Origin of the sequence: Bacillus sp. CFBP9009 (assembly GCF_036541465.1) — a bacterium.
GTDB lineage: Bacteria > Bacillota > Bacilli > Bacillales > DSM-1321 > Peribacillus.
The window spans coordinates 42,120-62,535 of sequence record NZ_JAZHFU010000002.1 but is presented as its reverse complement, the minus strand read 5'-3'; the positions used below and the strand labels follow the sequence as shown (position 1 = coordinate 62,535).

At 38.3% G+C, this 20,416-nt stretch carries 18 protein-coding genes; 6 read left to right on the top strand and 12 right to left on the bottom strand.

Going from position 1 to position 20,416, the window contains the following annotated elements; translation table 11 throughout:
• Positions 1-93: 93 nt before the first annotated feature.
• Both V3595_RS05435 and V3595_RS05430 read right to left on the bottom strand, forming a co-directional pair.
• Positions 94-1,440 carry a GntP family permease gene (locus tag V3595_RS05435; RefSeq protein ID WP_485905829.1) on the bottom strand — a complete coding sequence of 449 codons (1,347 nt, stop codon included), beginning with the start codon at positions 1,438-1,440 and terminating at the stop codon, positions 94-96.
• 4 nt (positions 1,441-1,444) lie between these two features.
• Positions 1,445-2,590, bottom strand: coding sequence for a glycerate kinase (locus V3595_RS05430; RefSeq protein ID WP_485905827.1), 1,146 nt, complete (start codon positions 2,588-2,590; stop codon positions 1,445-1,447).
• Positions 2,591-2,891: 301 nt separating this feature from the next.
• Between V3595_RS05430 and V3595_RS05425 the strand changes: the two genes are divergently transcribed.
• A complete protein-coding gene (locus V3595_RS05425) occupies positions 2,892-3,986 on the top strand; it encodes a CdaR family transcriptional regulator (protein WP_485905825.1) in 1,095 nt (364 codons plus the stop codon).
• A gap of 130 nt (positions 3,987-4,116) precedes the next feature.
• Positions 4,117-5,724: an FMN-binding glutamate synthase family protein gene (locus V3595_RS05420; RefSeq protein ID WP_485905823.1), complete on the top strand. Its 1,608-nt coding sequence runs from the start codon at positions 4,117-4,119 to the stop codon at positions 5,722-5,724.
• Between the two features lie 225 nt (positions 5,725-5,949).
• On the opposite strand, the gene V3595_RS05415 is transcribed toward V3595_RS05420, so the two are convergent.
• Both V3595_RS05415 and V3595_RS05410 read right to left on the bottom strand, forming a co-directional pair.
• A complete protein-coding gene (locus V3595_RS05415) occupies positions 5,950-6,888 on the bottom strand; it encodes an MBL fold metallo-hydrolase (protein ID WP_485905821.1) in 939 nt (312 codons plus the stop codon).
• Positions 6,889-7,127: 239 nt separating this feature from the next.
• Positions 7,128-7,721: a branched-chain amino acid aminotransferase gene (locus V3595_RS05410; RefSeq protein ID WP_485905820.1), complete on the bottom strand. Its 594-nt coding sequence runs from the start codon at positions 7,719-7,721 to the stop codon at positions 7,128-7,130.
• A gap of 173 nt (positions 7,722-7,894) precedes the next feature.
• On the opposite strand from V3595_RS05410, the gene V3595_RS05405 reads away from it, so the two are divergent.
• The gene (locus V3595_RS05405; RefSeq protein ID WP_485905819.1) at positions 7,895-9,013 is read left to right on the top strand and encodes an NAD(P)/FAD-dependent oxidoreductase; all 1,119 of its coding nucleotides are present in this window, start codon (positions 7,895-7,897) and stop codon (positions 9,011-9,013) included.
• Between the two features lie 862 nt (positions 9,014-9,875).
• On the opposite strand, the gene V3595_RS05400 is transcribed toward V3595_RS05405, so the two are convergent.
• The 5 genes from V3595_RS05400 to V3595_RS05380 form a co-directional block, all read right to left on the bottom strand.
• Entirely contained in the window at positions 9,876-10,637 is a 762-nt protein-coding gene (locus V3595_RS05400; RefSeq protein WP_485905817.1) for a uracil-DNA glycosylase family protein, read from the bottom strand.
• Between the two features lie 225 nt (positions 10,638-10,862).
• Positions 10,863-11,801: a glutarate dioxygenase GlaH gene (gene glaH, locus V3595_RS05395; protein WP_485905816.1), complete on the bottom strand. Its 939-nt coding sequence runs from the start codon at positions 11,799-11,801 to the stop codon at positions 10,863-10,865.
• Between the two features lie 334 nt (positions 11,802-12,135).
• On the bottom strand, positions 12,136-12,477 hold the full coding sequence (locus tag V3595_RS05390; protein ID WP_251438000.1) for a DUF3870 domain-containing protein: 342 nt from the start codon (positions 12,475-12,477) through the stop codon (positions 12,136-12,138).
• Positions 12,478-12,504: 27 nt separating this feature from the next.
• Entirely contained in the window at positions 12,505-13,722 is a 1,218-nt protein-coding gene (lhgO, locus tag V3595_RS05385) for an L-2-hydroxyglutarate oxidase (RefSeq protein ID WP_402905491.1), read from the bottom strand.
• A 14-nt stretch (positions 13,723-13,736) separates the two neighbouring features.
• Positions 13,737-14,411 carry a GntR family transcriptional regulator gene (locus V3595_RS05380; protein ID WP_485905814.1) on the bottom strand — a complete coding sequence of 225 codons (675 nt, stop codon included), beginning with the start codon at positions 14,409-14,411 and terminating at the stop codon, positions 13,737-13,739.
• Positions 14,412-14,721: 310 nt separating this feature from the next.
• On the opposite strand from V3595_RS05380, the gene V3595_RS05375 reads away from it, so the two are divergent.
• On the top strand, positions 14,722-15,117 hold the full coding sequence (locus V3595_RS05375; protein WP_485905812.1) for a GyrI-like domain-containing protein: 396 nt from the start codon (positions 14,722-14,724) through the stop codon (positions 15,115-15,117).
• 332 nt (positions 15,118-15,449) lie between these two features.
• A complete protein-coding gene (locus V3595_RS05370; RefSeq protein WP_485905810.1) occupies positions 15,450-16,160 on the top strand; it encodes a Dph6-related ATP pyrophosphatase in 711 nt (236 codons plus the stop codon).
• Between the two features lie 579 nt (positions 16,161-16,739).
• Here the strand turns inward: V3595_RS05370 and V3595_RS05365 are convergent.
• The 3 genes from V3595_RS05365 to V3595_RS05355 all read right to left on the bottom strand — a co-directional run bounded on the left by V3595_RS05365 (position 16,740) and on the right by V3595_RS05355 (position 19,742).
• Positions 16,740-17,312 (bottom strand): site-specific integrase, encoded by a 573-nt coding sequence (locus V3595_RS05365; protein ID WP_194719377.1) that lies wholly within the window; start codon positions 17,310-17,312, stop codon positions 16,740-16,742.
• A 768-nt stretch (positions 17,313-18,080) separates the two neighbouring features.
• Positions 18,081-19,052, bottom strand: a complete 972-nt coding sequence (gene uvsE / locus V3595_RS05360) for a UV DNA damage repair endonuclease UvsE (protein ID WP_485905808.1) — start codon at positions 19,050-19,052, stop codon at positions 18,081-18,083.
• Positions 19,053-19,238: 186 nt separating this feature from the next.
• Positions 19,239-19,742, bottom strand: coding sequence for a PCYCGC motif-containing (lipo)protein (locus tag V3595_RS05355; protein ID WP_485905806.1), 504 nt, complete (start codon positions 19,740-19,742; stop codon positions 19,239-19,241).
• A gap of 187 nt (positions 19,743-19,929) precedes the next feature.
• Here V3595_RS05355 and V3595_RS05350 point away from each other — a divergent pair, with 187 nt between their 5' ends.
• Positions 19,930-20,094, top strand: coding sequence for a YczF family membrane protein (locus V3595_RS05350; RefSeq protein WP_485905804.1), 165 nt, complete (start codon positions 19,930-19,932; stop codon positions 20,092-20,094).
• The last annotated feature ends 322 nt before the right edge of the window (positions 20,095-20,416 follow it).

Below are 20,416 nucleotides of genomic sequence, written 5' to 3'. Positions count from 1 at the left end.
AGTTCTTACAACACCATAAAAATGAAAATATATTCTATTTAAAGCATAAAAAAGAGAAGCGGTTCACGCCTCTCCGTTTTGCCAATATTAATATTACACAAGAATGACCCACAATATCATCGTCGTGATAATCGTGACCACTCCTTGTATTAAGGTTGCCATTGTTTGAGCTTTATAGGCATCCGTCACTTTCATCCCGCTAAATTGGGTGACCACCCAGAAGAAGCTATCATTTACATGGCTTACTGTCATCGCACCTGCTCCAACAGCCATGACTACCAATGCAAGAGGAACAGCCCCTTCAATACCCAACGTTGGAAGCATGGGGGCAATCAAAGATGAAGTGATGACCAGTGATGCTGTTGAAGAACCCTGGGCCGTTTTCAACCCAGCAGCAATTAGGAACGGGACCAACAGGAACAAGGAACCGCTAAAGATGCTGCCCATATCCCAACTTTGGATGATGTCTGCAATCCCCGTATTTTTAATGACGGTACCAAATGCTCCGCCCGCCCCGGTAATCAATAAAATTGGCGCAGCATCCAATAAGGCGGCTCCTATCCAGTTTGTTAATGTTTCTTCATCATACTTAGGCAGCAATGTCAAAGCGGAAATTACTCCGACGAGCAATGCGATGACCGGCTGGCCCAAGAATACGAAAAATGCGGCAATCCCCCCTTCCGTCCCAAAGAGCGTTAATACAGAACTGGCTCCAATCAGGACAATCGGTAAAACGATCGGTAAAAATGATTGTAAGGCAGAAGGCATCTTGCCGAATGAACGGACAATTTCATCATAATCGTAATCCAGGTCACTTCGGTCATCTTCAACTTCAATCTTGGTCGCTACTTTCATTGACCATATATAACCAGCAAGTGCAGCTGGAATGGCCGTAATAAGACCTATCAAAATGACAGTCCCCAAGTATCCGTCCGCTCCGATATTCCCGGCTGCCGCAATTGGCCCTGGAGTTGGAGGAACAAGTGTATGTGTTGCATACAAACCAGTTGCAAGTGCAACTGACATGGAAGCAACCGCTACTTTTGCGCGTCTTGCCAATGCTTTTCTTAAGCTCGATAAAATAACGAAACCTGAATCGCAAAAAACGGGTATTGATACGATAAAGCCAATCATACTCATGGCAAGCTGCGGTCTTTTAGGACCGACAATCCTCAATACGACTTCGGCCATTCGCAATGCGGCCCCGGCCTTTTCCAAAATGGTTCCGATTATTGTACCGAAAACGATTACAAGTCCAATGCTCGTCATCAATCCGCCAAAACCGCCGTTAATATTCTCAACAATCTGATCCAGAGGCATTCCGGAAGCAAAGCCCACAAATAAAGTGCCCATTAGAAGCGATAAGAACGGATGCAGCTTGAATTTAGTTGTCGCAAAAACAATTAAGAACACGCCGATGGCCAAAACAATAAATAACATAAAATTACCCCCTATTTTTGATCGTTGCCAAAAAAGCCCGCATTACTTGTTCGGCTGAAACTTCCAACAATTCAGCTCCTCTTTCCATAGCTTCCTTTAAATTCATGGGAGCGTTCACCAAACTATGAACACTCGTTATTCCGTGGTCATATAAAACTTCAATACCTGTTCCGATCGATCCAGCCAAAACAAATACCGGAATACCATGCTTTTTGGCTTCTTGTGCAACTCCCATGGGTGTTTTGCCTGAAGCAGTCTGGTAATCGATTTGGCCCTCACCGGTAAAGACACAATCGGCACCGGACAATTTTTCACCCAGTTTCGTATACTCCATGACAATATCGATGCCCCTTTTTGTTTCTGCACGGAAAAAGGCTTGAAATGCACCTCCAATTCCTCCTGCAGCACCAGCACCTGCTTTATCATGCAAGTGTATGCCTGTTTTGATTTCCACCAAATCAGCCCATGATGATAAAGCTTTATCAAGCATTTCAACCATGTCAGGAGTCGCCCCTTTTTGAGGTCCGAATACCCTTGATGCCCCAACAGGACCGACTAACGGATTTTGGACATCCGAGGCAATCAAAAATTCGGAATCCGCTATTCTGGAATCAAAATCCTCCGTATTAATGTTTGATATCCGTGATAATTCGGCACCTCCGTATCCCAGAGTTTTACCTTCTTCATCAAACACCTTCATTCCTAAAGCCTGGAGCATACCGACACCGCCATCGTTGGTAGCGCTTCCACCAATCGCTAAAATGAACTTTCGACAGCCATCATTCAATGCTTTTTGAATAAGCTCCCCTGTCCCGTATGAAGTAGTGATCAATGGATTCAACTCAGCTGGATCGACAAGGCAAAGACCAGATGCACTAGCCATTTCAATCACACAAGTTTTTTGATCGCCCAAGATTGCATATGCTGCCTGAACATCTTTAAGTAAAGGTCCTTTAACGGTCACTTCAACTTTTCGACCATTTGTAGCTGCTACAAGACTATCCATCGTGCCTTCCCCGCCATCCGCCGCAGGAACCAATACTGTCTCCGCATCCGGCAGTGCCTTCCTGACTCCTCGCTCAATAGCTTTTGAAGCTTCTGTTGCTGATAAACTTCCTTTATAGGAATCTGGTGCAATAACAATTTTCATGCTCAGTTCCCCTTTGAATATATTTTTATATCAATTTAATTATAATCTTCAGAAATATTTTAATCATCGTTCATTCTAAACGAAAATTAGTATGACATATTGGACTTTTTTGGCTATACTATATAGAAAAAATGATCTTTCTGGAAAGTTTTCTGTTATTTTCCCATTTTCCTAAAGTATAAGATAGCTAAAGGCTTAAACTATCGACAATCCCCCTTTACATGAAAAATCATAGCTTGTTTGCATGAAATATGATCACCATTCTGTTAGCAAATAAAAAAACTCTAGAAGGATGACTTGAATGCTGACCCAAGAAATTGCAATGGAAATTGTCAAACAAACCACCAATAGACTTAACAGAAATATTAATATTATGGATGATAAAGGAATCATCATCGCTTCCGGAAATCATAAACGCATCGACCAATTGCATTTAGGAGCAATGGAAGTGCTGAAAACGGGAAAGCCTTTAATCATTCACGAAAATGATCGTCATCAATGGGTAGGTGTCTTTCCTGGAATTAATTTGCCTATTAATTTTCAAAATGTAATTATAGGTGTCATCGGGATCACCGGAGATCCGACTGAACTTTTGGAATTCGGTGAATTGGTGAAAATGATAACGGAAATGATGCTTCATCAAGCTTTTATGGCGGAACAACTCGAATGGAAACAACACTTAAAAGAATTGGTATTTGAAGACTTATTAAAGGAAGATATCAATCAGCATTCGATTGATCAGAGACTTGAACTGATTGGAATGAAATTAGAACCTCCCTATCAAGTGGGGGTAATGGAAATGAAATTAAATCCGTTAAATAAGAATGAGCTGATTCAAATGACTGAAACTGTTTTTGGTTCCCAGCAAGCCCTTGTTGGGTTCCTGAATGTGAATCGGGTTTTCATTCTCACTACGGCGCTTAGCGGAAATAACATTGACAAAAGACTGGATTCAGCCATCAAACAATTAAAAGCAAAAGGCTTCGTTATACGAATCGGTTTGGGCTCTATGGTGGATAAGGAATCATACATCGTCCACTCTTTCCGCGAAGCTGAAGCGGCACTTTTACTAGGTGAAGCCAATCAAGCTTTAACTAGATATACTGATGTGGAAACAAAAGCACTGTTGGAAAGGATAGATGAGCGGACGAAACAGCAATTTCAGGAAAGAATTTTAGGCAGCTTATCCGAAAAGTTGATTGAGACTCTGCAACAATTTTTTCTTAGTAACTTAAATATTGGGGAATGTGCAAAAAGAATGTATATCCATCGTAATTCCCTTATATACCGATTAAAAAAAATCAAGGACATTACCGGATATAATCCACAGGTGCTGCATGATGCCATAACTTTACAGTTAGCCATTTGGGTAAGCCAATCGAAAAGGAGAATTTGAAAGATGTTGTGAGAACAAGTCTGCCTACGTTTTATTCCTATTAAGATCTTGCATTGGAATTCTGTATAATTGATCGAATTACCGAGTAGATTAAAAATACATGATTTTTTTGCATATCAGGAGGGATTGAATGGGTGCTATCGCAAATCTTTTAATTATCCTTGGATTTACCGTAATTTCCATCATTATCATCGTTTTGGTCTTACTATTACTTTATATGATTTTCTTTGATCGCATGCAGAAGCATCATGCAATTTTAAGGAATTACCCCGTGCTTGGGAGAATACGATACTTTCTGGAAAAAATCGGACCTGAGATGCGGCAATATTGGTTTAACAGTGATAACGAAGGAAAACCCTTTTCCCGCGATGACTATGAACATATGGTAAAAAGTTCAAAATATTTACGGGATGTCATTGGTTTTGGTTCAAAACGGGATTTTGATGAAGAAGGCTTCTTTGTTAAAAATAGCATGTTTCCAAAATTGGCCGAAGAAGAAAAATATGATCGTGAAACTAAAGTGACGACTAAAAGATACATTCTATTGAAAGACCCGCTTTTCTCACAACGAGAAGAAAAATGGGAAGATGAAGTATCCTCTGCATTCTTATTGGATGATGAGGATGCCGTAATCATCGGCCCAAACACTAAGAATCCCTTTCGACTAAAAGGTCTTATCGGCATGTCTGCCATGAGTTATGGCTCTTTGGGTAAGAACGCAATCACTGCGCTTTCTGAGGGATTGGCTGCAGCAAAAGGCACATGGATGAATACAGGTGAAGGCGGACTATCTCCTTATCATCTAATCGGCGGTGTCGATATAATCATGCAAATCGGTCCAGCCATGTTTGGAGTTCGTGATAGTACCGGTGAAATGGATTGGGATGAGTTAAAAAGAAAAAGTGAAATACCCGAAATCAAAGCATTTGAAATCAAATTGGCTCAAGGCGCCAAAACTCGCGGAGGGCATATCGATGCTGAAAAAGTGAATCCCGAAATCGCTGAAATCCGTAAGGTCATTCCGTACAAAGCAATTGATAGTCCGAATCGGTTTCATCAATACAATGACGTAAAATCCATGTGCGATTTTATCGAAAAAATCAGGGAACATACAGGAATCCCGGTCGGCATCAAAATGGTCATCGGCGGCACTGACAGTGTTGAAGAGCTTGCTAGCTACATGAAAGAAACCGGGAAAGGTCCGGATTTCATTTCATTGGATGGCGGTGAAGGCGGCACGGGTGCATCTTATCAGGAATTGATCGATAGCGTAGGATTGCCGATAAAATCCGCTTTGCCGATTTTAGTATCGACATTGGAAAAATACGGTGTACGCAATCGGGTTAAAATCATCGCCTCCGGTAAATTGTTCACGCCTGATAGAATTGCGATAGCCCTAGCCATGGGAGCAGACCTTGTAAACATAGCTCGAGGTTTCATGATTGCGATAGGATGTATACAGACGATGAAATGCCATTCCAATGCTTGTCCTGTCGGGGTAGCCACCACTGATCCGGAATTGCAAAAAGCGCTTGTCATCGATGAAAAGAAATACCGCGTGGTTAACTTTCTTGTAACCCTTAGAAAAGGATTATTTCGAATCTCAGCCGCTGCTGGTTTAGATTCGCCTATCCATTTTCAACCTAAGCACATTAGCTATAAGGACGATAAAGGAATTGTCACATCCCTTGAAGATATTATGAAAGAAGTTAATGGACAAATAGGATCTAGGCAATGAAAAAACCACCGCCCAAGTTTAAATGGGCGGTGGTTTTTTTAACAATCAATGAAGCCATTATAGGATGCAAAAATGTATCAGGCATGTAATCGAATATCCCCCTGCTTCTAGTTTTTCCTTCCCCATTGGCTCCCCATATCGATAATAAACATAAGCTGCAGCAATATAAGCCGTTTTAGACGACATGAGCTAAAATCAGTTTCGATACGTTATAAATTCAAAATATCAGATGGATTGATAATACCATTTGCCATCACGTTTAAACTTTCTGCACTGGTCATTTAAAAGAAGGTATTCTAGGTGTGCCAATGTTTCACCAACAGCAAACCTGGTCTCGTGAATGGACAGATTTCTAAATAAGATCTGGCAAGCACTATTTACTGAAATCGGCTCTTTCATGTTTTCATGAATAACATGCAAACGGTCCTGATGGTGATCCAACAATTCAACAATTCTTTTATTGGCATTTTGAAACGGTTTCCCATGTGAAGGGATGACATATTCAACGTCCAGCTTTTGTATTTTTTTCAAAGAATTAAAAAACTCTTCCAATGGGTTGCTGAAACCTTTAAACCAATAAGAAATATTTGGAGATATCCTTGGCAATATATGATCTGTCGAAAAAAGGACACTTTTTTCCTTATTGTATAAGGAAATCAAGCCATCAGAATGTCCCGGCGTGAAAATCACTTCATACTCATATTTGCCAAAATGCAGTTTCATTCTTTCTTCAAGATGATGATTTACGGTAGGATAGGGTTTTACTTGTGGCATGAATCCGCTTTCGTCACTGGATAAGGCCACGGATAAATCGTCTTCCATGCCACATGCTTTATAATTTTCTTTAAGCAGATTCAGCGAATCCGCTTCCCAATACGTAGTTCCCGCATGTTCATCCACTTGTGTCATCCAAACATCCGCACCGGTTAATTGTTGTAATGTCCCTGCATAACCGAAATGATCTGGGTGATAATGGGTGATGATAATATCGGAAATATCGTGTTTTTCGATAATTGGGTTCCATAAATCCCTTGTCGTTTTGTTATTTAATCCCGCATCAATGATTTTCCACCCTTTTTCACCTTCCGCTAGGAAACAATGGACATGGTCCAACCTAAAAGGCAATGGAATGGTAACTTGAGTAACTTTCAGTTCATTCAGCAAGTATAACTTCCCCTTCCGATGTAACTTCATTTACATAAAACAAAAAATCGAAATTGCTAAAAACAAAACATTTAAGTTTATTAAATAAATGTATATCATTAATCAATTCGACGAATTCTTTCAAGTTCCTTTTATCAATATCCAGAGCCAGCGATTAAAATCCAGAAGCAAAGCCTAGGGGCATTGGTTAAATCAAGAAATAAAAAAACCGCCATTAAAATTTATGGCGGCACCTCGTTTTACATATCTTCCTCGATTGTTTGAACAAGGATAAAAAGAAAATGATAGATTAAATTAAAAGCTTCCTCTAATGTCATGTCTTCTCGGAATCCTTTTACGTTATCCAAGGCTAAATTCACATCCCATAGCCCGTCGCCCTGGTTAAACATTAAACTGAACGAACCAATTTCTGCTTGAAGTTCCTTAGTTAAATACGTTTTTAAAACTTCTCCCATTTTTTTCTGGAATTTTAGTCCGAACATCGCGTTATACGTACCAAAAACATCATCGACTTCTAAAGAAAGTGCCTCAACGCCGATTAATTCGAACCATTGTGATTCAAAGTAAAGGAACTCATCTTTGTTATTTTTCAAATACTCGATCGGTTGTGATAAAAATTCAGAGTTCTCTTCAGAGATTAATTCTTCGCTCTCTTTATTACTGCGCTCCATATAAGCATCTGTAAAACGGGATGCATTTTCTTTTTCCACTAAAATGATATCTTCGGCGATTAATTTATGCTTTTCTACATAATCCTTTTCTTCTTTAAACAACTCAACCTTGTTTTCTTTTACGAATTTTGATATGTATGATTCCATTTGTTTTTTTAGCATGATATGTCCTCCTAGTATCTTTTCAAGCTTTCGCAATATCAATCATAGCATATTCACTATAGATAAAATAACTTTGTGAAAGAAATTACAATATCAGTTGTGGCAATCATTTCGTGTCTTCGATATAGTAGTGGTAAGCGTATATACATATGAGAGAAATGAGATGTTGAATAATGCAAAAAATCATTGTAGTTGGTGCAGGAATTTTGGGAGCTTCCACTGCCTATCAGTTGGCTAAAAATGGGGTTGAAGTGATCATTATTGACCGACAAGATATCGGTCAGGCAACATCTGCAGCTGCAGGAATCGTTTGCCCTTGGATTTCGCAAAGACGCAACCAAGCTTGGTATCTCCTTGCCAAAAATGGTGCGGCTTTTTATCCGGGTTTAATTGAAGAACTTGAACGGGACGGGGAAACCGAGACTGGATATGCCCAGGTCGGGGCTATAAGTTTACATACCGATGAAGATAAACTCATTGCCATGAAGAACCGGGCTGCAAAACGGAAAGAAGATGCACCGGAGATCGGGACGATCAAAATACTTTCCGCAGAGGAAACACATGCCTTATTCCCGCCTCTTTCCAGTGAATATGCAGCCGTTCATGTGAGTGGTGCCGCCCGGGTGGATGGACGCGCACTACGTGATTCCTTATTGCGGGCATCACAAAAAAACGGTGCAAAACTTATGTATGGTGAGGCCATACTTACTTATAACGGTGCACAAGTGACAGGTATAACACTTGGAGATGAATTCATATCTGCCGATAAAGTGATTGTTTGTGCTGGCGCTTGGGCACCGCAATTACTGAAGCCACTCGGCGTGAATTTTCAAGTCACCTTCCAAAAGGCTCAAATCATTCATCTGGAAACGCCAAATGACAATACGAATGACTGGCCTGTAGTCATGCCTCCGAGTGATCAATATCTTTTGGCTTTCGATAATAATAAAATCGTTGCTGGGGCGACTCACGAAAATACGGAAGTTTTCGATACTCGAATGACCGCAGGAGGACTCCAGGAGGTTTTCGATAAAGCCTTGCAAACCGCTCCCGGTTTGACAGATAGTACGTTTGTTGAAGCAAGGGTCGGATTTCGTCCATTCACGCCGGGATTCCTTCCGGTCATGGGTCCTTTGCCTGACTGGGAAGGAATAATCGTAGCCAATGGTCTTGGAGCTTCAGGTTTAACAATGGGCCCCTATATAGGTTCCCTTTTGGCAAACCTCGCACTTGATAGAAAAATCGAAATCGATATAGAAAATTATGATGTAAGAGGTGCACTTTTCACATAACCTCCAAATCATTCGTCTGATCTGAAAATTACCACCAGTTTTTTTAAATGGTCCTTTTCATAAAAAATCAAGGACCTTTAATGGGTCCTTGATTCAGACTGTAGACAAACTCGATGAAAATCGAGTTTGTCTACAGTTTTTTTTGTTTTAAAATAGATCTATTAAAACTTGAGGTGATGGGGATGCCTTCCAAACATAATTCTATTCAGCGAGATCAACTGGTGCCGGCGAACCATTTGGTTCGTAAAATGAGGCTTCCAATGACTTCACTTTCATTTATGACTTGGTGAAAGATATGTATTCAGAGCTAGGACGCCCAAGTAATGGGTCCTTGATTTTTTAATTCTTTAATTTTTCGAACAGGACATTTTGGTTGAAATATGACAAATTGAAATATCTATGTACCATTGAACAATATTTACATACGCATCAGTTTTTCTCTAAAGGAAATTGTTGAAGCCACAAATAACCATCATTAACAATACATACCTTTTTGTCCCATACTTGATGGTTAAGTTACTTAAATCATATTCAATAAAGTAATGTATCCATTTACTATTCTGTTCTTGAAATGAAAAAATAAGATTCTTCTATTTCAAATTTTTTTCATTTATTTATTAATATCAGGTTCACTTACTTCTTCATAAATAACTTTTAACTCTTCAATCGTAAGTGATTTTAAAAATTCCTCTAGTTCATCCATGTTAATGCCTCCTATAACAAAGAACATTTGTTCTTATTATAATCTCCAAAATAGCACTAGTAAATAGTTAATTTTACTTTTAACACTAATAGATGAATATGAATTCTTAATCAAATGTTTCCTGTCCTTTAATACCTAATTGAGCAAACAGCCACCTCTTTAACCAACCGTCATTTCCTTTGAAAAATAGTGCTGTAACATCATTTTCATTTGCTCTTTATTTGCTGCAAATTGCTTATGACGATGACCATTTCCTCCAGATGGATGAGGAAATCCTAGAAGCATGTTGTTAGCATCCAAATAATTCTGACCTGCTAAATAGTTTAAGACCTTGGAAACATTAACTCCTAAAGGAATAATAAGCGGGCTTTCGATCGTACCTATTTCGGCAGCAAAGCCTTCCATTATATTTTTTTTAAGCAACTCGGTCTTTAATATGTTCGGAGTTGTTCCGCTGTAGTTTTTACCGTTATAAAAAACTGGATAGGTTAAAACAGAGGTAGTATGAACGAGGTGACTTGCTTCGTTAAAAAGATCCAGTGCGGACGATATGTTTAAGTATGTGTGTAATCCAAGCTCATCTAACATTTGAATCAAATTTTTTCTCATCGTTCCTTCAAAACTGGAACTCTTTTTTACTTCGTGCAGGACCTCTTCATCACTATGTATGTGCCCTTTTGCATTAATTACTGTAGAATAAGATTTTTTCATTTGATGTAATCCAGGAGTGATTCCGACAATCACCACTTTGGCCCGTTCATTTACATATTCAAAAGGTGCGTAATAGATTTCGAGCTTTTTCTTTTCATCTCTTTCAAGCAAAAATTGCTCGCTCAGTATCATTTCATCTGTATAGGCAGCAGGTAAAGCATTAATTAAATTCTTAAATCGTGTAAAATTAGAAAAATTAGCAATCCCCATAAAATACTATCCCCTCTTTCTTCTATTTATTTTGGCCATATCAGTATATCAGAAATTTAGATTTGCCACCGATCATAGGGGCATTATGAATCTTGTTGAATCCATTAGTAAAACTGAACCCTCTCAAAAAAAAGATAAATTGCTTTCCAACCTTTGGGTTGAAAAGAATTTATCTTAAAAATGGTATTTGGGGATGAAAAAAATATTTGGGTTTACAAAATGAAACTATTGATTGAATCTTCCGCGCTGGCGAAGTAATTCACGATTCAGGTTCGGATCTTTTTCAAATGCAGCGCGGCCGTGAAGCCAAAATATATTGTTGACGACAACTAAATCTCCAACTGGCAGTTCCAGTTCTAGTACACTTTCATCGTTTTCTAATGAATTGGATAAATCGCGTAAGTATTTGGCTTGTTCAATTGATTCAGGATAAACAAATTGATCGATAAAACATATACCAGGTTGGTTATTATGATTAAAGAAAGTCAATCTTTCAATTTCCTGATCAATGTTCTTGCTTTTCGGTGCCTTATACGTGAATTTGTGGCTTGATAATGAATGATTTACATACTTATCAAGCTCTTTCCAATCGTCTAAGTGTAATAAGCGTGATTCGCCACCGCGGGCATTTTGTTCGATCATCTTCATCATCAGTAACCAGTCCGTTGGTTCATCAACAAAGGTGCCGTCCGTATGAAGTGTAAATAAACGATAGGCTTGACGCAAATATGAATCACTGCTATCCGTGTCTTGAACACTAAAGCGGGCATAATATTTTCCTGACATGGCATCATGGTTCGGAGTTCCGAGCAAGTATGAAATGGCCGTTGCAAAAATGACATATTCATCTGTATTCTCCGTGACACCCTCCAAGCCAAGGGTGAAGCCGCCGGATTCCCGATCATGAACGATGTTCCGAAGCACTTCACCAAATTCTTCCCCCACTTGATCCAGAAGATATGAAGCAATGATGAGTCTTGCATATGGTGTGTATTCCAGATGCTGAACAGACTGATTATCCTTCGATACGGTTTCTAAAAAAGCGGCAATTGCCTCTTTTGAAATTTCAATATGATATAAACGGCTGGATTGAGGGTGGACTTTCACCTCGTATTTTTCTGTTTTCCTTTCAAACTTAGCTCTCTTTTTTTCTGCAATGCTCATGAATAATTCCTCCTGTTATTTGTAATATAGGTGACAAAGTTAACGGGAAATATAAAAAGCCAGTCGCACATGATCCCCAAATAAAATAAAATAGGGATCCAACTGTACAACTGGCTTATATTCACTTCACTGCTCTATGCAAATAGAGTCACAGCGAATATGCAGTTTATGTAAGATTTATTTTTCCTGTTTCCAAACATTATGATCTTTACACGATTCTGAAAAGGTGTTTTCCAAAAGGTATTAATGTCATAATATTGGCTTAATTCCATTAAAACGTTTTTTCGTAAAATTGTCAACACTTTTAACATATTATTCTGATAAAATCACATTACTAACTTGGTAGTTTCGTTTTTTCTCCTGCTTTAATTTGCTGAAAATGGAGATCCAGGTCCTTCAAGGCAGCAATCAATGCATTTGCAGCTTTCCCCCGATAATAAGATTGAATAGATTCTATCGCGTCATCAACACCATCATTTAAACTGATTCCTTTTAATAAACGCCCAATGAATTCCCGGCCATGCTCTGTTGCCAGTGTACAAGAAGCCTCCAGGACAACCCCATATTTAGCATCGACTTCTGCAGTGATGGTCAATGTTTCAAAGACACTTTTCGCTGCCATCCCTTGAGGCAAACGTGCATGACCTGCAATGAAAATAGTTTTACCATTGAACATGTGGCTTCTTCCTCTCTTTAACAAATATTATTTTGTCAATACAGCTTCCAATAAGTGCGATTGTTCCGGGATGCGGTTAACAACCTCTTTTCCAATTTCAATGGAGGCTGTTGCTGCAGGTGACGGTGCATTACAAACATGAATGGTCCGTTTCCCCATTATAATATGAAAATCATCCACCATATTACCATCATCCTGTAACGCCTGAGCCCTGACTCCAGCAGGTGCAGGGATTAAATCATCTTCTTGAATTTCCGGAATCAATTCCTGCAGGCTTTTCGTAAATTGCTTTTTACTAAAAGAACGGACATATTCATCCATCCCTTCCTTCATGAATTTACTGGCCAGTTTCCAAAAACCTTTATAGCTTAAAACTTCAGTTAAATCCTTCGCATTGAAGTCAGTTTTTTTATAACCTTCCCGTTTGAAACTTAGTACAGCATTTGGACCGGCATCTACTTCCCCACTAATCATCCGCGTAAAATGAACCCCTAGAAATGGAAATTTCGGGTTAGGTACCGGATAAATCAAATGATTGACAAGGAAGCGCTTTTCGGGCTTCAATTTAAAATACTCACCGCGAAACGGGACAATTTTCATATCAGTTTTATACCCCGCAGCTGCTGCGATACGGTCACTGTGCAATCCAGCGCAATTAATGACCACCCTTGCCTTTATTGTACCGTTGTTCGTGTCGATGATGACTTCATCTAAATCCTCGTCAATCTTCTCCACCTTTGTATTCAGCTTGATTTCACCGCCGTTGCCTCGGATGATATCCGCCATCTTTTCACTTACCTGACGATAATTGACGATGCCGGCTTGCGGGACACGAATCGCACCAAGTCCATTAACATGTGGTTCAATTTCCTTTAATTCATCCACACCGATTCTTTGTATAGCTAGTTCATTTTGCAAACCGCGTGAATATAAATCATCTAGAAGGGGCAACTCTTCTGGTTTTGTTGCAACAATGACCTTTCCGCAAATATCATGTTCAATTCCATGCATCTGGCAGAATTCCGTCATTGATTTGCTTCCTTGACGGGCAAACCGTGCTTTGAAGCTGCCTGGTTTATAATAAATTCCTGAATGGATGACGCCGCTGTTATGCCCCGTTTGATGATCTGCAACAACAGCCTCTTTTTCAATGACTACCACTTTAGCATTAGGAAAACGCTGATAAAGTGCCATTCCCGTCGATAAACCTACAATTCCCCCGCCAACAATTGCGAAATCATACACAATTAACACTCCTTTTATTGATGATTTTTAGTATTCAGCAACTCCATATACGTAATTAAATTGTTCTTAGTCCGTAAGATGTGAAATTCTACTGCTGCCCTTAGTTCTGCAGGATCCCCTCTTAGTGCCGCTTCATATATCATCCGGTGTTCCCGTTGCGTTTCTGGGTAATAATCAATCAGCAAATTCGGCGCAATGGGTGAGATACCCAACGTTTCTACCATTTTTTGAACCCTTGGCCATGGGCACCCTTTTCGGAGGGTTTCATGAAAAGCCGCATTCAAAAGGATATAATGCTCATTGGTTTCATCAGATAACTGAATCCCTTCCATTTTAATCAAAATTCCCTTTAATTTTTCTTTATCCTCCCTTGTTAAATAAGGAAGCGACTTTTCCACTGCAAGGCCTTCAAGCAGAGACCTGGTATGATAAATTTCTTCAATATCATCCCGGGTAATCGGTGTGACGATTGCTCCTTTATGAGGAACCATTTCCACCAACCCTTCCATTTGAAGCTGTGTAAGGGCTTCACGAATCGGCATCCTGCTTACTTCCAGGCGATCGGCCCACTCCTCTTGGATGAGTCGCTCCCCCTTTTTCAACGTCCCATTCAAAATCGCCTTCCTAAGACTTTTCGTTACATTCTTAACGATAGTTGATTTATCTCTTTTAGAATCAGCATTATCCAATTCAGCGTCCACCTTTCGATATTGGATACAATTTAAACTATATCAACTATATAAAGCGATTACAATACTGAAAATTAAATATATTGTATCCAATTTAAAAAACACTGGATACAATACATAGGGTAAACAACTAATTCACATCTGAAGATAAATTGGTTCCCCCATATTATTTAACTGTTTAAACACCTTTGTATTGTTCAATTCACAAATTCCAAGCCAAGAACTAACGCCAAAAATTTCCAAAAAATTTCATCATTATGATATCATTATTGTGGTATCCAAATTTATTTAAATAAGGGGTTGCTAGTTAATGAGTAAAGAAGTCTACTTGATTGGCGAAATAAGGACTAATAATTTTACCGATAAAAATCTTTTCGAGAAAATCGGATCCCTTTGGAGCAAAACAAATGATCATAATATTGAAAATGATATGAAATATGGGATATACCATCAGTACGAAAGTAACTATCGTGGAGATTATACATTAGCTATAGCCACCGAAACTCCCGTATCGAATGAAAATTTTGTCATTCCAGATCAAGAATACGCGGTGTTTGAATGTTTACAAGATGAACATTCCATAGGTGAAACCTGGAAAAAGATATGGCAGCTGGAGGAAGAGAAAAAATTGAACAGGAAATATAGTCTGGATTTTGAAAAGTATTATCCTGATGGAAAAGTGGAAATACATATTGCGATTTTATAAAAAGAATCTACTATATGAAAGAACCCTAAAAAGGTAGAAACTTTATTTAGCTAGCCTTAAGGGCATGAACTGGTCCCCCACCGTGACTCATGCCTTATTATTTCACCTTTGTACACTAGGGATTTAAAATAATCATCTTATATTGTTCAGTTCATTATAGAGTAGTTTTTTTGGGAAGAACTTCTCTTTAAATACAAGTTTTTTGTATCAGAATGCATTAATATCTTATCTGAAAGCTTCAACCGTGATAAAATCAAACAAATATAGTTAAGAAAATGCATCTATAAAATAGGAAATTGGCAAAAAGTCATTAGAATAAGGGGAAAATATGAATGGCAGAATTAATCGATTGGAAAAATAGTGCTCGCGGTCATAAGTTCATAGCTTCTTTTAGCGGAGGAAAGGATAGTGTCTTAGCCCTTTATAAAGCAATGAATATTGGAGAAGCGGTTGGACTGATCGTCATGCTGGAGGAAGAAGGAAAACGTTCCAGATCCCATGGAATGCCTCCGGAACTCATACATGCCCAAGCTGAATCAATAGGATTGGCTGTATATACTGCAGCTGCCAGTTGGACCGATTATGAAAAAGTATTTATGCGCCTTTTAGAAAATGCTAAAAATCAAGGAGCAGAAGTTTTAGTAACAGGAGACTTGGATATGCCTGCCCATGGCTGTTGGCATGATAAGGTTACGAAGAATGCCGGGTTGAAGCTTGGAATGCCTTTATGGGAAATGAATCATCGTGAAGCTGTCGAAGAGTTCATGAATCTAGGATTTGTAACGATCATCGTAACCGTTAATTTATCATTGGGAATGCGAGAGGATGATTTAGGGCGAACGTTAACTCATGAATACGTAAAGGAACTTGAAGCTCGCGGCATTGACCCCTGCGGAGAAGGCGGAGAGTTTCATACGACAGTAATAGATGGTCCCATTTTTAAACAGCCAATTCCCGTTCGTAAATGTGAGATTATTAAGGACGGAGAATATGCTTTTTTGCCTTTGGAGCTAGATAAGATGACGAATATGAGTACCTTATAACCGAACTAATTACCAATATTCCTGGCAACCACTCCATACTGCACCCCAATTATGAGAGTTTCTCTAACGATTGAGGTGCAGTTCATCTGATGAGTCCTTTGACAGTAGGATAATATCGAGCATTAGTTAACATAACATTATTATAGTAACTGTGTTTTGCAACAACCATTCATTACTGATAACTTTCTGTTTCATTATTTGTTAAACAGGAAAACAACAGAATTTCAGAAAAATAAATGTTTCTAATATACTAAATCCAGTGATTCTTTATAAAAATCAGTACGGTGAAGAAAAAAAGACTATATATTCTAGTCTTTTTTGAGAAGTCATTCGGTTGATTTAAAACTCTGTCCATTACCCGGCCAAAACTCTTATAATTTTCAAAATCCTCAATGAAGTCGATATTCCTAACAAAAGGCGCGTATCCCATTCCACCTCTCCACACCAATGATACTAGTTTTATCTACCCATTCAGATATATCGAAAAAATGTTTACTCTGAAATAACTCCCAATTGAAGGATTGTGATATCCATATAAAAATACTGAGTAATACAGGAGTTGTACTTCGTCCTTTTCAGTTAATAATAGAAATCCATTAATGTTTCGTCCATTAAATCCTGTGTGAGTCCTATGTAAATCATCGTATCTTTGGGATTGGAATGATTAAGGATTTGCTGCAGTAAAGCGATATCTTTGAATTTTTGATAATGTAAATAGCCGAAGGTTTTTCGAAGGGTATGTGTACCGACATCCGGAATGTCTGCCATTTCAGCCGCTTTGTTTAGAACCCGATAGGCCTGTACCCTAGTGATTGGACCATTACCTTTTCGACTTGGAAATAAATACTGTTCATTTTTCAGGTTCGATTTCCGGACATACTTCCTAACTTCCTTACGAAGTTGAGGATTGACAAGGAACCGTTTAATTTTATCTGTTTTTTGCTCCACAATGACAATATGCGTACCCTCAAGAATGTCTTTCACTCGCAATTGTAAAAGATCCCCTATACGTAACCCGATGTTTATCCCGATTGAAAACATCATATAATCCCTGTAGCTGCAATATTTTAATAGTGACTTTTTCATCTTTTCTATGTGATCCAACCGGCGTATCGGCTGGACATTTTTAATTCGTTGAGAGGTTGCTTGCATGAATGGCTCATTCCCCTTTCCCCTTCTTTCATTGTACGTGAACAGTTGAAAAAAAGGCAAGTTTTATAAATTTTGATCCCCTTATAAACCTTGGTTTAATGCGTTTTCGAATGTATCAATAGAGGTCCTTTGTTACATTCAGAATATTCTAATAAAAACAAACTGGAAAGCCCCTAAAATCTACCAACCGTCATTAACTGGCTATATAGATTCATAGAGCCTTTTTAACTTATTCTTGATTTATGACTCCAATAAAATAAAACAACAGCTTTAAAAGCTAAATATGGAGCTCGTTTTTTATGACTTTTATTATATTTTTGTACATGCAATATTAAAAATAACTATTTTTCTAATTTTTAACATAGTCTGCTTTCTATATTAAAAAATGCCGATTTCACCATGCTATGGAATATTCGGTTTTGATTACAATATTTCCTGTAAAAATAAATGAACCTTGGAGATAGGCAGCGATCTCTTCCGAAGGAAAATGAAAGCTGCTCAAACAGACAACAGAACAACTATCGTATTCCCAATTATAAAAAAAGTGCCACTGCTCCCCTGTTAACCAGATTGTTAATGAAGAAGTTTTGCAATAACTTTTTATGACTTTTTACCCCCGCTTTCTTTCTAAACAATTTTTCAATGAGAACGGAATTCGAATGCTGGATTAGAGACCAAACAATTAACAATAATCATGTTATGTAAACACTATATATTTGATAAAGAGAATCTTATTTACTTCCCTTTGTCAAATATTACCCCAATCAATTAATGAATATAAAAACTGGCATCATCAATGATTTCTATGTCTTTGTGACTTTTCAGCTCATCCATCAACTGGAAAAGTGCTCCATCCTTCTGTTTTGCTTCAATCATGCAATCCAGCTGTGGTAGGCTTCCCTTTATTTGTTGCAAAAATTCCATGAACATTCCAGTATCCACAAAATCAGCATGTGCTCGAAATTCTTTATCGGACCTTGGACTTGAAATATGCATTTTAGGGGGTAGCTTGGAATTACTCCAGGTATTCAATATTCGGTCCCAATGATCTTTCCAATCTTCACTTGGTAACTGATGTGCGAGGTAATGGTGATAATCAAAAACCATTGGTATGCCTAATTTTTCACATAAATAAAGGGTTTCCGACAACGTATAGGTGGTATCATCATTCTCAAGAATGACCATTCTTTGAATCGATTCCGGAATCAAACCCCAATTATGGATAAACTGCTCTAATGCCTGTACATGCTCGCCATAACCGCCGCCAACATGCAAAACACAGCGGTGCTCGGGATCCACTCCCATTTTTTTCAATAAAGTAAAGTGCATCCTTAATGTTTTTAAGGATGTCTTCAGTATATCGATATTTGAGCTATTCAAGATGACAAAATGATCTGGGTGAAAATCTATCCTAATTTTTGGGTGATTCTTTATGAATGTTTTTAATTTAGCCAGTTCTTCTGAAATAGGATCTATGTAATCCCATTCTGGAATTTCTGGATGATTGGCTAAAGGGATAAGTTTTGAAGAAAGCCTAAAAAACTGAATATTATTAGCTTCGTTATGAATCAGTAAACGCCAGCAATTATGAAGATTGGATATCGAAATGCGTTCGAGCTTCCTTATCGCTGCATCTCTGTCCTTCATTTTCGAAAACTGAGCAAAAGTCATCGTTTGGGATGGTGAACAGTTTGGCACATGATTACTCATGGCTACATAACCAAGGCGGATTAATGTCAAAGTGATAGCTCCTTTCACGTTGAATGTTTAATGGAAGTATTCCCCTATGAGACCAATATTATAAATGTGAAAGAATCCATGACGCCGAGAAATTAAAAAAACGGCCTTTTTCCGAATGAATATCGGGCAAAAGCCGTATTTTCCAAACTATCATTTTCACTTGAATTTTTCATACTTTTTTTGTACTTACACTTCAGGAGTAGGAGTTGGTTTAGCATATCCGCTTTTATATTTTTCATCGACTTTGTCCCGGATCTCTTTGACGCTCATACCGTCATTCAAGTCCAATATGGATTGCGCAGCAATTTCTAAGCAAACTCCGCATCTTGTCCCGTGATCATCCCAAACCACTTCACCATTTTTTTTATTCTCATGGATAAAACAATCATAATTATTTTTATGGTTAGCTGATTCCCCGCAACCGCAGTAACAAGGTATTTTTTCTAGTAAATCTTTATTTTGTGCAACAGCTAAATAGATTGTCTTCATATCTTCTGGTTTTTCAGATAAGAAATCCGGTGCTATTTCCTTACTGCTGGTCTCCTCCTGAAGATCTCCGGATACCGTATGCTCAGAATGTCCTTCATGACTGCTTTCTTTTTTTACAACGCTTTCCTCTTCACTTGAACAGCCTGAAAGTATTAATGAAGAACAGATTCCCAAAGTGACGGTCATTAATTTTAGCTTCATTTATACACTCCTTGATCTTTTTTATACTCCCATTTTATGGCACGCAAGGTATTTCTACAAGCATAAGCTTCCTTAATTATAAGGAATTAAAATGACAAGTTTACTAAAATGACTTTCTGGTAAGACTTCGTACATAATTTTAAAGTATTAACCGCACTTTAAGAAAAAAGAATGAGGTGATATTGTCGTGAGAACGCTGCCATCATTGTTAATTTTGTTAGGCACTTATTTACTTATTATACTCCTTGACAACCTGCAGGGCTTAAACATATTTCACTCTTTCTATAGCATCAAACAATATTTCACAGTAGCTCGTGGAGAAGAATGGTTTCATATAATAACACTTCATTAGTGGTTCCATAGTCGCTTTGCTCACTTTTAGTTGTGCTAATGATATTTTTACCTGGAGTATTAATTTTATTACCTCACCTTCCATCGGCTTTTTATTTTGGTGGGTAATCGTCATCATCACTCGTTCACGATTTTACTTCGTTTCAATTTTCCGAATATGAACGACCAGGGTACTTTACTTCTTACATTTGGATAAAGTTAGCGGAATGGTTACGAGTGAAACTCCTGCTGCGATCCAAAACAAGCTGGTGTTTCGTTTTTTTTCGCTTCCGCTTTTACTGGGTATACTCGATCCGTATGATTTTCTGGAGGTCGGCCGTTCT